This window comes from Bacillus sp. FSL M8-0063, from assembly GCF_038005545.1.
Taxonomy (GTDB): domain Bacteria; phylum Bacillota; class Bacilli; order Bacillales; family Bacillaceae_G; genus Bacillus_A; species Bacillus_A wiedmannii.
The window spans coordinates 2,724,687-2,740,933 of the sequence record NZ_JBBOTJ010000001.1; the positions used below are offsets into that span (position 1 = coordinate 2,724,687).

Consider the following 16,247-nt stretch of genomic DNA (forward strand, 5'->3'; position numbering starts at 1 on the left):
TCAATAAAAAGAAGATAGCAATGAATCGCCTGGGATAAAGATATGTAATTGATTACCTTATTTTATCTTTTCCCTAACTATTCACGATTATGATATTGCTTATAAAGTTGGTAATCTAAATTGTTTGTTGCTATTACATTTATAACTTGCAGAGAAAATACTAAATTAAAATGAAGCGTATTATTATAATGTTTATCAGAAATTGAGAGCTAAAGATTGTAGTATTGGGAAAACCAGTAGTTTCTAATGTCAATTCAAACAAATACGATAAGTAAGTATACTGTGTTGCTAATGAAAAAGGATCTGATATGAATATCAGATCCCTTTTACTATATATAATTATTTCACTGATTCTTTTCCAGATTTAAATACCAGCGCCTTAGCGGCAGAAATTTGCATTTCTTCATAGTCTAACTAAACAGTAAAAACTTAGAGGAATCATGATCTAAAGTTTTATTTTACTCTACCGATTTAACCTCTCGACAGCTTCCGCGCTTGTATCTACACGTTTAACGAAAAAAACTAATAGTAGTGCAACAATATTCATGCCAAGCGCTACATAAAATGAATATTGAATTCCAGATAATAAAGCCTTCTGAGTTAACATTGCCTTCGTAGCTTCTGTGAAGGTTGTTGGATCTACATCAGCCATTAGACTTTCAGCTTTTGTTTTTGTTACCGAATTCATAATCGTAACAAGGATAGCAGTACCAATCGAACCGGACACTTGTTGAGCTGTATTATTAACAGCTGTACCGTGCGGATTTAAGCGAGTTGGCAATTGATTAAGGCCGTTTGTCATAAGTGGCATCATCACCATCGCCATCCCAAACATCCGCAGTGTGTAAATAAGAATAATATGTGTGTGACTAGAGTCGAGTTGCAGGTTTGCTAGCATATAAGTTGAAACAGCTGTAATGGAAAGTCCTACTATACCAAGAATCCGAGGGCCGTATTTATCAAATAGTTTACCTGTAATTGGTGACATAACCCCCATTATTACCGCACCTGGAAGCATCATCAGCCCAGAGCTCAGCGGCGAAATACCGCGGACGTTTTGTACATAAGCTGGTGTTAAAATCATACCCGAAAACATGGCCACTGCGTTAACAATCGCAATTACAGACGCAAGTGCAAACATTGGGTACTTGTAAACACGTAAATCCAATAACGGTTCATTCATTTTTAATTGACGGATAATGAAAGCGATTAGGGAAATAGCGCCTATGATTAAGGTTGTTAAAACAACTTTATTCGTCCAACCATCGGAACTTGCAGAACTGAATCCATATAACAAACCGCCAAAACCGATAGAAGATAATAGTAATGAGAGATAATCAAGTTTTGCATTTTTGTTTTGTCTCATGACATTCTCTGATTTCCAAATCCCTAACAGTAAGCTAATGATTGCTAACGGTAAAATCATTTCAAAAAGCAAACGCCAGTCATAATACTCTACAATATAACCCGATAGTGTCGGTCCAATTGCTGGTGCCGTAATCATAACTAATCCAAAAATCCCCATCGCTGTTCCCCTTTTTTCTCTTGGAAAGCTTACTAGCATAATATTCATTAACAAAGGCCCCATGACTGAAGAACCTGCTGCTTGAACCATCCGACCAGTAAGTAATAAACTAAAGTTCGGCGCTAAAGCCGCTAAGGCCGTACCAAGAATAAAAATTAACATAGATGTAATAAATAAGCTCCTATTGGAGAAGCGGGTTATTAAAAATGCTGAGGCCGGAATTAATATACCACTTACAAGCATATACCCTGTAGAAAGCCACTGGATCGTCGAATAATCTTTAATGTCTAAATCCTTCATTATTGATGGCAAAGCAACATTTAAAAGCGAGTTATTTAGAAATGAAACAAATGCTCCAATAAAAAGGATTACAAGCATTAAATATGGTGGCTTTCTTTTATGTAATGTTTCACTCATATATTCATTTGCCCCTTCATTATAAATTCCATTGATTCGTTTAAATCGTTTGTATATCTGCATAAGAATACATTATCCTTTCAGTATTTTGCCGAACTCTTTGAATGGATATTCTCTTTTTAGTAATTCTACTTGCTCGACATAACATGTTAAATTTTTTTTGTTGATTAAACCTTTATAAACGCGTTTGTTAACCAAAATTAAATTAGGCTGAATTAAACAAAAGGAGCGACTGAAAATACCCTTCTAAAATAAAGTGACACTTGAATCAGTGGTTCTTTTACAGGCAGCCGCTTTCACTTAATTTTGAGGTGGTGTCTTATGCCCACAAATAGCGGGATAAATATGACCACACACCCATTCCTTTCAATACAGGCTTGTAAATCTAGATATGTAACCATCCATAAAAAGGAATATTACATAGGCTAAGTCTAACATTACATTTTTAAAGTGAGGGGAATAAGCTTATGCACCAATATTGGTATTTGAATTCAAATGGAAACGGGGAGCAATATAATAACCAAATTTCAATGTCATCATTATATTCACAACCTCAAATAATTAAAGCTCAGGGAATGGATGGTCTGAAGGTTCCTGAGAATTGGAGTTGTCGAGTCTATCCATTTGGTTGGGATTCACCAGCCAATTATACGGGTTTCAATCCCGAGCCCCCTCCCTTCTCTTTAGGTCAGCCAATCCATTATGCAGGGATGATGCCCCATGGATATCCTGCTAATTGGGCTCCATTACAAGGTCATGCAGGTTTTAATTTTCAAAAACCTCCCCTCCCCTGGGCTCAACCATTCAATCATACAGGGATGTTCGCACAAGGTCATCTTGCCGCTTTACTATCGCCGCCAGCCAAGCCTTTTCATTTTAATACCAATAATAACTGGGGTATTTTGGGGAATTCTCCAGGATGGGGAGGACAGATAAGTCCCATGGGATGGGGGAATAACGGAGGTAACGGTCAGCCAGGAATGCTTGGAAACTTATTGACAGTAGGAAAAGGCACCATGAATGGAATCGGGATGCTTAGTAGTCTAATCGGTATGGGAAAATTCTTCTTTTAGTTAATTAGAACGGGAGGATAGGTCCATAGCTCAAACATGCCCCCTCAATGTATTTATTGTACGCTTCCCATACTCCCTCCAAGTTCGTTCCCTCTCCTTTCAAATTATAAAAACATCTATTACCTTGTATGTGATAACTTGATAGAGGTGTGGTGACATCAACAAAACGCAAATTTCATCCGATAAGCAAAACGCTACAAAAAAAACCGGTTCCTTTACGAAAGAACCGGTTTTTTGTAGCGTTTATTTATTTGAAAAGTATTCAAATCTTTTTTCACTAGTTAACACTTTGAACACGGCCAATTTGTCCATCTTGTAATCGAACTTTAATTCCGTACGGATGTGTTTCACTATGCGTCAAAATGTCTTTCACAACACCACTTACAGTTTTACTATAGTCATTATCCAATTGAATAACTACATGTGAACCAACTGAAATTTGTGATCTTGTTGGTTTCCCACCTGTTGCTTGTGTTGTTTTTTCTTGTTTTTGTGTTCTCTCTTGTTGTATAGACTGTTGTTGCTGAGTCTTCTGCTTTTCTTGTTTACGTTTTTCTTCTACTCTTTGTTGCTCTTCTTGCTTACGTTTTTCTTCCTCTGCTCTTTGTTGCTCTTCTTGCTTACGTTTTTCTTCCTCTGCTCTTTGTTGCTCTTCTTGCTTACGCTTCTCTTCTTCTACTCTTTGTTGTTCTTCTTGTTTACGCTTTTCTTCCTCTACTCTTTGTTGTTCCTCTTGTTTACGCTTTTCTTCCTCTGCTCTTTGTTGCTCTTCTTGCTTACGTTTTTCTTCCTCCGCTACTTTTTTATCTTCATCTATTTTTTGCTCATCCTCTGCTACTTTTAATTTTTCTTCATCACCTTTACAAGCACTTAAAGCCATTACACACAAGCTCATAAGTACACATAATAACAATTTCTTTAACATTAAAAAAATCCTCCTATATATACATTACAAATTAATAACTTTCATAGCATAACAAAAATATATGTATTTATTTGTCAAAATTTGTCGTAAATATTTAATTTCTACTAAAAGACTGACACTACAATAAAAGCGGAAATTATTATATCGATTCGTGCACAGGAATTACGTTCGTTTGCTAGTCAATTAAACTTAATTAATGAAATACAAAGAAAAACCTTCATCTTATGTATAAAAGGATCTTTCAATTAAAGATCCTTTTATATCGCTCATTCAACTAAATAAATTGGTTAATTGCATAACGCTTTTCTAACTTTCCTTGCGAAGCTTAGCGGATCATCAACGTCTTCGATATTAACGTAAATTAAATTCGGCTCATCACATAACCACTCATTGTGTATAGACGAAACGATTATTCCTTGTTTAATAATTGTAGCAACAAACCCATTGACTTCTCTTTGCAAGAGCGCTACCCTGCCTAAACATAATGCTCGTCCAGTTTTATTATCTCGTGATTCGAATGAGAAGGAAGTTGTTACTCTAAAACGTTTTCCTAAGATAGTTGCTTGTATTTCATCCCGATTTATTGTAGCCACGCATTTTCCACCGGCGAACCCTTCTTGGCCACCTATAATTCTCGCAAACTGTTGACAGATTAATTCATCATAAAACGCCATACCTTGAATCATCCCCCCTTTTACTGTTAGGTTATGAATGAATACTTAGGTCTGAAACGGTAATGAATCTATTCTATTACAAAAAATATTATCGAAATCTAACGAAGTCTATTATATGGTAAGGCATTTTTAGAGAGCACAAAAAAACACCCTAAGGTGCCATCCTCCGACTTGAGAATCATATCTATGTATGGAGAAATTTAGAAAAGAGAAGGTTCTAACTATAATTTATAGAGCTCTTATACCATGAATTACTTACATACATATTTCCTTATTTACTCGAAGAAGAATCCCGTTATATTACTTTCTGATCAGTCTCGTTAAAGCCATCCCAATAAATCCAGCACCCATCCCTATTAGCCATCCAGCATGAGTATCACCTAATATAGATCCCACTCCTCCGCCAAGAAACATGCAGCCAACAAATACTAATCCTCCAATTCCCCAATTCGGCCTTTCCATAATTCAATCACATCCTTTCAATAAAACATATGCTTTTAGCTATCTAAACTTTCTTGCATAGGATGGTTAATTTTTTTGCTTAAGTTTAGTACTTTCAGGGAATTCATAAGATGCGAAGATTGAACCCTTTGAATGAATTACAGAAGGAGAATTTCATTTTTTCATATTAAATAACTTAAGAATGTGTTCCACAATTTATGACTCACCCCACCGCCATCCAGCTCAGAAAAGAAAGCAAAAACGAAAATTATATGCATCATTGACTACTGTTAATGAGACGTTATGTTAACCTCACATGAAGATCCTATTCATCCAAATTTACACAAAGTTGTCCTTGCTGATGGTACAATTAAAATTATGGAGGGATATTATGGGAATTTTTTTGTAATAACACTACTTCTTATAAACGGCACTGCAATATTCTTATTTTTCTTGTCTGTTTCACCAAAAATTAAGGCTAAAAACCTATCTTCAATAATGATCTGTTTAGGGATAAATCTAATCATAAGTCCAGCGGCTTTTCTTATAGGTGGGATAGCTGATTATGCAGGTGTAGCGGCTAATTATGGGGCTTATTTTGCGGGTGAGTCGGCAACAGCCCCTCCTCTAGTTAGTCGTGCACTTTATTTTTTGGGAGGATTTCTCTTTATTCAGGGAATTCCACTGCTCATACTACTTGCAGCTTTTTGGAAGTTTGCTAGAGCAAAGAAAATAAAACAAGTATAGAAGGATGAGTGGATGCTTTTTAGAGTAGGGATCCGCTTTTTTTTCGCTACCAATAATAGGATTTCATGTCATACAATGGAGTTAATATTAGAAAACTGTGAGGATGATTAACGTTGATGAAATTTGTAATTAGTTATGCTGCAAGTCTGTTTGCTTTTATTTTTGGATGGTTCTTGATTTCATATATTTCTCATCCTAGCTTTATTCACCCGAACGTTGTATTAGGATTCATTAAAACGATCGTCACTTATGGTAGTATACCGGCTCTTGTAGCCTGTCTAATTGGGGAAGTGTTATATAGGAAAATCAAACGATGTAGAGAATTTCAATTTGGAATTCCTGTATTTATAGGACAAGCAGTTATCTATACACTTATACCATTTCTTTTTCTTTTTCCTTTTAATTTTCCCCATTTCTTTGATTTCGTTGCACCTGTTATTATGGGGGCCTTATCTTTTTATTTAGTACGTAGAAAAATATAATTAACTTCAAGAGTGTGACAGAAAGAAGCCGGAGTGAGTAAAACCACACTGTATAACCATACAGAACTCAAAGAACGCATCAATTCTTGCGAAATCAACAAGAAAAATTATTTGTGGACTCTAGGTTTAAATAAAACGAGAACAATCAAAATGCCTTCATTGCTTCTCTTAAAAGAAGAATTGAAAAGAGAGAGAAAAAAGAATAAAGGGCTTGAAGAAAAAAATAAGTAATTGCGTGAAAAAGAAAATGTAAAACTTACTGATTACTTCATGAAGTTATAAAATTAGGACCGTACATATTAGACATATCTAAAATGTACGGTCCTTTTGTTTACTAGTCGTTCACTTATCTAACCTAAAGATAAGTATGTGGTCCTTTTACAAATTGAATTTCTTTTTAAGCTTCTTATATTTTCTATACGAACGTCTAACAATGTTTAACATAAAATACGGTATTTTAATAGGGAAAGGAAAATTATAAATGAAAGGCAAATAAAATATAAAATATGCCTTTTCTAGGTCTCTCCACTTACTATCTTCTTTTGTTTTTAAGAAATCAGATACATCGACTACATATCCCCTTCCGTTTTCCATCATCACATTTTTCCCGTGAACGTCACAAGGAGTTAATCCTTGTTCCCTTGCATACTCTAAAGCTTCATTGATATCAAAGATCACCTGCTTAGGAATTTTAATCCCCTTATGAAGGGCATCGTATAAAGTAATTTCTTTTAAACGTTTCAATACTATGAAATTTTCTCCTTTATATATAAGCTTCGAATAAGAAGGATGGTTTCCAATTCTTCGGTATACTTCTGATTCTTTTTCAATTCCTTCTCCTTCTCGTGCGTAAACTTTCACTACCCAATCTTTGTATTCTTTGTGCATAAATACTGCGGCATAATTACCTATCCCTAAACACTTCCAAAGTCTAGGAATATCTTTAACTACTACAGGCTCAAATTCATCCTCACTTCTTATGCTTACCTCTTTTAATAATTCATCCTTTATCAATCTCACAAAACTGTTTATACTCATCATTTCCACTCCGGTTTTGCTAAAAGGGGCCCACCCACATTTTAACGAAAATATACACTAAGTGAATTTTAGCATAAAATGAGTCATCTTTTTTCTTAAAATAAAAAGATGACTCGTTTTATTTGAACTGTTGAATACTTAATATTTATTCCACTATTCATAGCCAAAAACCGTACAACATAAAAATATCCCCAACTATTTTTACGTATTTTCATTTTTTCAGAGGCAGCCGTATAAGAGCTTTTCTTAGTGCAAGTTCTCTTCGTTCATTGGTCATGCAAATCCATGTTTCCCCATAAGCATAACCTAACTTTTCATCTGGATCGGCAAAACAAAATGATCCTCCTGCGCCTGGGTGACAAAAAGAATTTTCACTTCCATAAAAATTATGATTCAGGGATGTCTGCTTTCAAATCGGATGCTTAGTACTCTATTTTATAATCTAAAACATTGTTTATGTTGTTAACACCACATGTCTATAAACCTAACAAAAAAGGTTTCCTCAAAACGTTAAAAATGAACCTCGGTGCTGTACAAAACACAAAATTATCGTTCTGGGGGTATTTACTTTTCTTAGCTTGATAGCGATATGGTAGGGCCCTATATTTGACTCTTTTTCTACACCTAGATATTCTAGAGTTCGTTCTAACATAAGTGCAGCCTGTTGACGTGTGAGTGTGCCATATGGCGTAAACTTAGTAGCTGAAACACCTCCGATAATTCCTGTATCGTATAGGGCTTGTACATCATAATACCGGCTGCGAACGTATTTACATCAAGAAGATTAATGGAGCAAATGATGATTGCCCTGAATTAGTATGATAGCTGTTTTTGCAGAGTTTGAGCGTGATATTATTCGTTGAAATTCTCTTCTTAAAGATAATACGTAAATACAAACAAAACCAGCAAAACACCGTTCCTATGTCGTACTGGTTTTGTTGAAGTCCATCTTGAATTGTAGCTAGTTCAACGTAATTGCAAATTCTGAATTCGGTGCCCCAGCAATTACAACCGTTCCATTCTTCGGCAGTTTTACTTTGTTATTGCCGCTCACGATGGTAAAGTTGACGCATACTCCATTCTCATCATACACCGCGAACGCACCCTTCGATGGCAATGTCACGGTCATCATTTTTCCTACTGCCGCTTGCGGGATCGTAAACCATTTAGCATGCCCATTTGCTTGCAGCGTAACTTTGGATGATTGGCCAGCATCGAGTGGTTTTACGTTGGCTCCACTTACGTATAACAACCCGGCCATTTCCATATATTCATTACCGCCTTCTGTATAGAAATGCGTTTCCATCGTATCACGGCCATTCATCACGGGGATCTGGAGCTGATGCGTCGCGATGTTCGGACCTGTAATTTTTCTGCCCTCCCAATAGCCCGCCAGGCCTTCCTTACGAGTAATTTGTGTGGTAATAAGTTTCGGTTGTACGAGATATTCAATAGAACTAAATTTCTCATTCACCAGATAGAACTTGACACCTTCCCGCTTCGCCCATGCGGCAGCGGTTTTCTTCGATAGCACATTGTCTTCTAGTTTCTCGGCTAAATAGTGAGTCATCGCACCTTGCCCTAAGTCTGGTGTCGATTTATATGTGCTCTCCCTCAAATAAGTTCTTCCATTCTTCTCGGTGACAAAGTTGAGCTTAGAAGTACCCTTCTCATTAATAAAGCTTCCATCCGCAGTATATACATATTTTTCTTCTCGATTAGATGGTAAGAACAGTTCTCCATTCTTCGTAATTTCAATTTTGAAATGAGTTTCGCTATTGCCATAAAAGCCCGCTTTCTTTGCCACGTCTTGAGGCATCTTGACCTTGACCGGCTTGCCAAAAGATTTGTTCGGCTTGATGTTCTTAATTGTACCCTTCTCTTTAAGCACGGCGAGCAGCAATTCTGTTGCCAGCAGTTGATTTGTAGAGCTTCGTCCACCGGATGACAACACAGCCGCTGCCATTTTCTGTTCTGGAAGCACAACCAGTATAGCATGTTGCAGTGCCGTGTCGCCGCCTTTAGCCAAGCCTCTTATCCCATATTCACTGAATGGGTATAGTTTCACACTATCCCAGCCAAGACCATAGTTAAAAATATTATCTCCATCCCCCGGCCACATTCCTTTTTTATATTCCTCTTGCTCCATCGCCTTGACTACCTTATCAGAGAGGATCCCTTTTCCCTGTCCCATAAATAATTGTGAGAATCGTACCATATCTTCTGCTGTGGAAGAGACCCCTCCCGTACCAATCACATTCACCGATTCAATTGGAAGCTGCCCTTGGTACGCCGGAAAATAAAGTCCAGCCCGCTTTTCGTCTCTCCATTTGTCCTGTGGCGTTTTTGTATGATTCATCTTTAAGGGTTCTGTAAACCGTTGATGTAGAAATTCGGTAAAGCTCATACCGCTGACTCTTTCCACCAAAATTTCGGCCAGCGTAAAGCCATCGTTGCAGTATACCGAGAACGCACCAGGGTCTGCTTTCAGGCTCTGGTTGGACAATTGCTGCAACAAGAAATCATGGGAATAGGTATCATTATCGTTAAATAAAAATGCATTACTTAACGTGGAACCTTGCAAGCCGGAGGAGTGATTCAACAACATACGCGGAGTAATGCGTTTGTACCGCCCATCTTTCATCTTAAAATCAGGAACATATTTGACCACAGGAGCATCCAAATCGACTTTTCCTTCGTCGACCAATTTCATTACAGCCGCTGTTGCATACATTTTACTGACTGAACCAATCCCGTATAGAGTATCTTTGGTTAGTGGCTGTTCCCCTTCCATATCGTTCTTTCCAGCCTGCCCCGACAAAGTAAGCTTGCCATTATCAATTAGCGCATACTGCACGCTAGTCGTCCCATGGGACTTCGTGAGTAGCGCAGCCTTCTCTGCTGCAAATTTCTTCAGCTCTTGGCTAGCTACTTCTGCGTTAGATACAACTGTAGTCTTACTGTCAGAAAATGCTTTCGCCCCTGTTGGTAGAATCATAGTTAGCGCTAATGTAGCGGCTAATACACCAGTTAGTTTATTTTTCATGAGGGAATTGCCTCCTTAGATAAGTAATCAATTTCATCATTTATTTGTTTAACTATGAAAATATGATAAAAATTATCCGTTCTTTCTTTTGGCCTACTTGCTAAATTCAGCAAGTAAAATATTTTTAAAAGGATCAGGACTATCAGCTTTAAGGCTGTTCAAATTCACGGCCAATGTATGCTTGCCTCCAAGTGTGCCCCCAGCAAAAGTTAAAAATCCAGGAATGGTTCCTCCATGCCCCCATATCGATACACCATTTGAAAGCTTCATTTTGAAAATTCCAAGCCCGGAATCGCCAAGTTCATCTATTCCTGTAGGGACTGTTGTAAGCATTTGCTTTAGTTCCTGTTCTTTCAGTAATTTACCCCCAAGTAAATAAGAGAAGAATTTGTTTAAATCATCAGCTGTAGAAATCATATCTCCGGCCGAGCTCCCCATACTTGGGTTATAATCAGTAACATCTTTTGGCTCACTTGCTCTGTCTAATTGGATATATCCACGGGCATGTTTGGTTCCTGGAATAACGCTTGAATTTCCGGGTAAGAATGTATTCGATAATTCAAGTGGTTCAATAATTCGATTTTCAATTTCTTCCGCATAGCTGTTACCAGTTACTTTTTCAATAAGAATCCCTAGTAATACGTATCCTGTATTTGAATACGACCAGCTCTTTCCTGGAGCAAAATCTGGAGGCATGGATATTCCCATCTTTACTAATTCTTCAGCAGTATAAGATTTTTTTGTATCCATGATATTAAAATCCTTTGACCCTGTGTAATTAGCGATACCACTTGTGTGGTTCAATAATTGCCGGATAGTAATCTGTTTATCATCATATCCATTTCCTTGAATGACACTAGGCAACCATTTTTCAATAGAATCGTCTAGATTCAAGCGGTTTTCTCCTGCTAATTGAAGTATAACTGTTGCAGTGAACGTCTTTGTCAAGCTGCCAATTCGGAATCGAAAATCTGTTTTCATTGGTTTCTTGGTACTTAGATCCGCTACCCCAGCTGCATAACTCCATGTTTTTCCACCCTTAGAAACTTTAGCAAGTATCCCTGGATATCCAAGTTTCAATGTATCCCACATTGCCTCTTTGACGGAATTTTGATCTCTTTGGTTGCTTGTTTGTAACGAACTAGATACATTTTGAATAGACTCCGCTTTTACACTTGAGGTTGGTGTTGTATAAAACAGGGAACCTCCAGCTACTAAAAGGGCAAGACTTGCAAATGTAATTTGACTACGTGTTTTCATTGGGCATTCCTCTCCTCTATTCATATTGTATAGGTGGTTTCTTGCTATTTCGTATTAACCACACAGCTATCATCTCCACCAAAGAAAAAAAGTCAACATTGAATTCGTAATCATCTTCATAATTATTATTTTTACAAACGCCATTCTGTCCTGGATAAATCCCTCTTTTTCTACATATATGTTAACCACATAAATTACTTCTTTTCCTTGAAACAGTCTTGTTACTGGTCTGTTTTTCATATATAAGTCATATCTGTTCCGCCTTTCACGCCTCTTTATATTTTTATCATACACAATGAAAATTTCTTTTTTCTTACCCATTTCTTACAAATTACTTACTTTCAAAATCGCTTTTATAATAGGATAGAAGGAGCATCTGTGCCGGAAAGTTCAGTAAATATATTAATCAAAAAGAAACACAGAAGTTTTTACTTCTGTGTTTCTTTTTTCCATCCTTTTAAATATTAAGATTCGATTTACCCTTAACAGGATGTATTCTGGCTCTTTTCTAATGTAATTTTTCTTCTTGCAATACAAAACAAATGACATTGTGCTGCATGAAACACTCCTAACGTTGTTAAAATCACTTGTTTTTAAGTCAAAATTTATTTAACTTAGGGCGGATACTCCATATCCATCAGCTTAAGAAAAATAAACTACCTTCTCAAAGTAACTACCTGTAGAAAAAGAAAATGTTCATTTAGGAGATATATTAATACCTTAGCTTGATAGTAATGTGGTGCTACCCCACATCCATCAACTTAAGGAGAATAAACGCCACCAAAACAAAAAAGCCCCAAATTTGTCTTGAAAATAAGTTGGGGCTTTTGAACCAGAAAAGTATATTTTTAACTATGAAAACTACGATAAATTTCTTCCTTTTTTCCTACTTGCTAAATTCAGCAAGTAAAATATTTTTAAAAGGATTAGGACTATCAGTTCTACCCAAACTATTCCAATTGACGACCAACGTATGCTTGCCTCCAAGTTTACCTCCAACAAGAGTAGTAAATCCTAGAATGCCACCTGTGTGTCCCCATATCGAGACACCGCTTGGAAGCTTAGTTTCATAGATTCCAAGACCATATCCATCGATTCCTTCTTTTCCTGTAGGAACTGTAGTAAGCATTTGTTTTAGTTGCTGTTCTTTCAGTAATTTGCCACCGAGCAAGTAAGAGAAGAATTTGTTTAAGTCGTCAGCAGTAGAAATCATATCTCCAGCAGAGCTACCTGCACTTGGGTTATAATAAGTAACGTCTTTTAGCTCACTTGCTCTGTCTGGTTGGTCATATCCACGGGCATGGTTGGTGCCTGGAATAACACTTGAATTCCCAGGTAGGAATGTATTCGACAATTCAAGTGGCTCAATAATCCGATTTTCAATCTCTTCCGCATAGCTGTTTTTGGTTACTTTTTCAATAAGCATACCCAGTAATACGTATCCTGTGTTTGAATAAGACCAGCCCTTTCCTGGTTCAAAGTCTGGGGGGAGAGAAATCCCCATCTTCACTAACTCTTCAGCCGTATACGATTTTTTTGTATCCGTAAAATCAGCGTCTTTTGACCTTGAGTATTCAGCGATACCACTTGTATGGTTCAATATATGCCGGATAGTAATCTTGTTACCATCATATCCATTTCCTTGAATGACACCAGGCAACCAGTCTTCGATGTAGTCGTTTAGATTCAGGCGATTCTCTCCAGCTAATTGAAGTACAACTGTTGCAGTGAACGTCTTCGTCACACTCCCAATGCGAAAGCGAAAATCTGTTTTCATCGGTTTCTTGGTTCTCAGATCCGCTATTCCAGCGGCATACCCCCACGTTTTTCCACCCTCAGAAGTTTTAGCAAGTATCCCTGGGTATCCAAGTTGCAATGTATCCCGCATTGCTTGCTTGACGGAAGTACGATCTCGTTGAGTATTTGTTTGTAACGAACTAGATACATTTTGCGTGGGCTCTGCTTTTACAATTGAGGTTGGTGTTGTATATAACAGGGAACTTCCAGCTATTAAAAGGGCCAGACTTGCACATGTAATTTGACTACGTATTTTCATAAGGCATTCCTCTCCTCTATTCATATTGTATAAGTGTTTGCCTACTGTTCCTTACTTCCTGACAAGACTTAGGGAAAGGCCCTCACGCATATAGATAAAGCCCCAGTACAAAGGTATCTATCAATACCAACAATTTGAGCCATTTAAATCTCCATCCCTCCTATAACAAAATTATTCAAAGGTATGAAAGCATATTATGTACCCTTAGTTATTGTTAGGATTAACACAACATGAGACATAACCCCAAACCATATTTTACTTTATTTATCCATAATATGTATTGAGAAAGAATGTAATTTCGAATCCTTTCCGTAACCCAACTATTGATCGTTTTTTCACCTATTATAATTAGTTATTTAGAATTTCATAATAAAAAACTGTAAAAAAATAACGAGTCCCTTAACGTACAGGAAGCGGTTGAAAAATATGTCTATACGCACAATTTTCTTTTTTTGATATGGTGACCCCATCGCAATCAAGCTAAGGTTTTGAAGTACCTACTAAATGAAATTTTTCTTTCTCTACAGTTAGTTATTCTGAGAAGTCAGTTCATTTTTTTGTTTTAGGGGTGTTTACTTTTCTTAAGTTGATGGGTATGGGTGGGACCCCAAACAGTGCAATTTTATTTCAAAGACACAACGATCTTACTACACACTTTTTATTTATCCCACACTCTCATCTGCTAGTATTACTATTTTTTATTACTAATGTTGCCGTTTCACTCGGATGGCTAAGAGGAAAATGATGGCCATATGGAACAAAATCAACCTTACCAAGATGCGATGGAGCAGAATAGCCTCTGTCATAATCCCCCCAAATAATGTGAAGATTATACTTTGTTATTTCATTGAAATCACCTTGATCGTTTTTAAGTAGTAAACTGTTAAGCTGAACCGTAGTATTTAAAATTCTAGGAGAAGTAAAACTGTTAATTATTTTTTCAATATAATGTCCAGGGATGCTCTCCGTACTTTCAAACAAACCATTACTTAATAAATAACGCTCTATCAAATTAGCAGTTGCCAATTTTAATGTCCATTTGTTCATAAATCGAGGAACATTTAGCGATTTAGCATTTTTTTTAGCAACAGGTGGCTGAAGTAAAGTGATTGAATATTTCTTATCTATGTACTCTTGTACCAATGCTTCCAGAAGAATAAACGCACCGAATGAATGGCCAATTAGATGTGCACCATTAGTAGCTTTCTCCAATAACTTTTTCACTACATTCAAATAGATATCTAGAAGATTTTTCTCTCGTTTAAAAGGAGAACGTCCCAAACCTGGAAGATCCAAGATCCATACAGGTTGACCAGTTTTTTCATGAAGCTCTTGTGCTAAAGGAAATAAATCCTCTCCATCACTCAATAAACCATGTAATAAAATAAACGGTTTACCCTCTCCTTGTAATTGGTAAAGGGTAGTGTTATCGCATAATGTTCGTTTAAATAAATGATTATGCTGGCCATTTTGATACATCATTCGATAATCCAGATCAGCTACTACGGCAGGGAAAAATTTCATTACACTCGTCTTCTTAAACCAATCTCCTCCCATAATTTTTTTCGCTGAAACATTTGAAAATTTTCGTTTTGTAATAAAATTTAGTCCATCAGAAGGAATTTTTGTTATTTTACTTACTCCACTATTCATAATTGCTTTCATAAGTGGCATTGGGACAGAGATTTTTGGTGCCCTCATATTCATACTTTCCGACATAATACTTAATAATTCAGCAATGTTCTGATCGTGCTGTTTGTCTTCAACAAGTGTAAATGTTTGAATAGTCGGTTGCTCCAATCTGAAAACCTGCACAATAAACTTCGCAAGCTCATCGTTTGAAATAAGTGGTAACCTATATCCCTTACCTCCAGGAATCACTGGCATGAGCCCTCTTCGCATACTCATCACAAGCAAACCTAATCCTGCTATCTGCTCTGTACTCCCTGTTTTACTACTACCTACTACAGTTGGCGGATTAATTACAGAAAGCGGATAACCTACTGCTGATGCCTGGTGACGGATATAAAGATCTGCTAAAAATTTTGTTCTCTCATATGGATTTTTTATTTTCAAATAATTGTTTCCTTCTTTAAACACATCAATTGCAATCTTGCTATTTTTATCATCAAAGGGACTCATATAACCTACAACATGAATAAATTGTTGCAAGCCCTTCAATTGATGAATACTTTTAGCTAATTCACTAATATGTTTGGCACCATTTAAAAATACGGACGCTGCATCTTTACTTGTCACTTGAATATCCATGGGGCCTCCTGCGTGAATAATCACATCCGTTTTCAATATCCTCTCCTTATCTTCAGCACTTAGGCCTAAATCTATTTTCGTCAAATCACCTTCAATAAAGTGCATAACTGCCTTTTTTAAGATGCCTCTTTCTTGAAAAATGCGTGTTGCTTTACTTTTCGACCTCACTAAAAGAAGAATTTTAACATCCTCTTTGGCTAATTCTTTCACTAATTGCTTTCCAATAAAGCCTGTTCCACCAATTAAAAATACTGTTCTCATATAAAATCTCCTTTTTAGTACTATTTAGTAC

Annotated in this window: 13 protein-coding genes and 1 pseudogene; 4 read left to right on the top strand and 10 right to left on the bottom strand. The window is 36.7% G+C overall.

The genetic code is table 11. From position 1 onward, the window contains the following. Positions 1-463: 463 nt before the first annotated feature. Positions 464-1,942 carry a DHA2 family efflux MFS transporter permease subunit gene (locus tag MKX31_RS13740; RefSeq protein ID WP_064475783.1) on the bottom strand — a complete coding sequence of 493 codons (1,479 nt, stop codon included), beginning with the start codon at positions 1,940-1,942 and terminating at the stop codon, positions 464-466. A 467-nt stretch (positions 1,943-2,409) separates the two neighbouring features. Between MKX31_RS13740 and MKX31_RS13745 the strand changes: the two genes are divergently transcribed. After that, on the top strand, positions 2,410-3,015 hold the full coding sequence (locus MKX31_RS13745; RefSeq protein WP_064475784.1) for a hypothetical protein: 606 nt from the start codon (positions 2,410-2,412) through the stop codon (positions 3,013-3,015). A 277-nt stretch (positions 3,016-3,292) separates the two neighbouring features. Here the strand turns inward: MKX31_RS13745 and MKX31_RS13750 are convergent, their stop codons facing one another. The 3 genes from MKX31_RS13750 to MKX31_RS13760 form a co-directional block, all read right to left on the bottom strand. After that, the gene (locus MKX31_RS13750) at positions 3,293-3,940 is read right to left on the bottom strand and encodes a YwbE family protein (RefSeq protein WP_340980989.1); all 648 of its coding nucleotides are present in this window, start codon (positions 3,938-3,940) and stop codon (positions 3,293-3,295) included. 287 nt (positions 3,941-4,227) lie between these two features. Beyond that, on the bottom strand, positions 4,228-4,614 hold the full coding sequence (locus MKX31_RS13755; RefSeq protein ID WP_141669126.1) for a DUF1259 domain-containing protein: 387 nt from the start codon (positions 4,612-4,614) through the stop codon (positions 4,228-4,230). Between the two features lie 300 nt (positions 4,615-4,914). Then, the gene (locus MKX31_RS13760) at positions 4,915-5,076 is read right to left on the bottom strand and encodes a hypothetical protein (RefSeq protein WP_000441003.1); all 162 of its coding nucleotides are present in this window, start codon (positions 5,074-5,076) and stop codon (positions 4,915-4,917) included. A gap of 357 nt (positions 5,077-5,433) precedes the next feature. Between MKX31_RS13760 and MKX31_RS13765 the strand changes: the two genes are divergently transcribed. The 3 genes from MKX31_RS13765 (at position 5,434) to MKX31_RS13775 (ending at position 6,515) form a co-directional block, all read left to right on the top strand. Then, positions 5,434-5,802 (top strand): hypothetical protein, encoded by a 369-nt coding sequence (locus MKX31_RS13765; protein ID WP_098103030.1) that lies wholly within the window; start codon positions 5,434-5,436, stop codon positions 5,800-5,802. A 116-nt stretch (positions 5,803-5,918) separates the two neighbouring features. After that, positions 5,919-6,284, top strand: a complete 366-nt coding sequence (locus MKX31_RS13770) for a hypothetical protein (protein ID WP_340981559.1) — start codon at positions 5,919-5,921, stop codon at positions 6,282-6,284. Between the two features lie 33 nt (positions 6,285-6,317). Continuing rightward, positions 6,318-6,515, top strand: coding sequence for a hypothetical protein (locus tag MKX31_RS13775; RefSeq protein ID WP_241753413.1), 198 nt, complete (start codon positions 6,318-6,320; stop codon positions 6,513-6,515). A gap of 147 nt (positions 6,516-6,662) precedes the next feature. Here MKX31_RS13775 and MKX31_RS13780 read toward each other — a convergent pair whose 3' ends face one another. From MKX31_RS13780 to MKX31_RS13800, 6 genes and pseudogenes are all read right to left on the bottom strand, one after another. After that, positions 6,663-7,322 carry a serine/threonine protein kinase gene (locus MKX31_RS13780; RefSeq protein WP_142315078.1) on the bottom strand — a complete coding sequence of 220 codons (660 nt, stop codon included), beginning with the start codon at positions 7,320-7,322 and terminating at the stop codon, positions 6,663-6,665. 502 nt (positions 7,323-7,824) lie between these two features. Beyond that, positions 7,825-8,061, bottom strand: a pseudogene (locus MKX31_RS29300) (hypothetical protein); the annotation flags it as partial. Positions 8,062-8,283: 222 nt separating this feature from the next. Beyond that, entirely contained in the window at positions 8,284-10,368 is a 2,085-nt protein-coding gene (locus tag MKX31_RS13785; RefSeq protein ID WP_340980990.1) for a serine hydrolase domain-containing protein, read from the bottom strand. Positions 10,369-10,461: 93 nt separating this feature from the next. Then, positions 10,462-11,628 carry a serine hydrolase domain-containing protein gene (locus MKX31_RS13790; RefSeq protein ID WP_088047440.1) on the bottom strand — a complete coding sequence of 389 codons (1,167 nt, stop codon included), beginning with the start codon at positions 11,626-11,628 and terminating at the stop codon, positions 10,462-10,464. 886 nt (positions 11,629-12,514) lie between these two features. Next, complete coding sequence (locus MKX31_RS13795; protein ID WP_222659995.1) at positions 12,515-13,684, bottom strand: serine hydrolase domain-containing protein; 1,170 nt, start codon at positions 13,682-13,684, stop codon at positions 12,515-12,517. Between the two features lie 675 nt (positions 13,685-14,359). Then, positions 14,360-16,216 carry an alpha/beta fold hydrolase gene (locus tag MKX31_RS13800; RefSeq protein ID WP_088047175.1) on the bottom strand — a complete coding sequence of 619 codons (1,857 nt, stop codon included), beginning with the start codon at positions 16,214-16,216 and terminating at the stop codon, positions 14,360-14,362. Positions 16,217-16,247 lie beyond the last annotated feature (31 nt).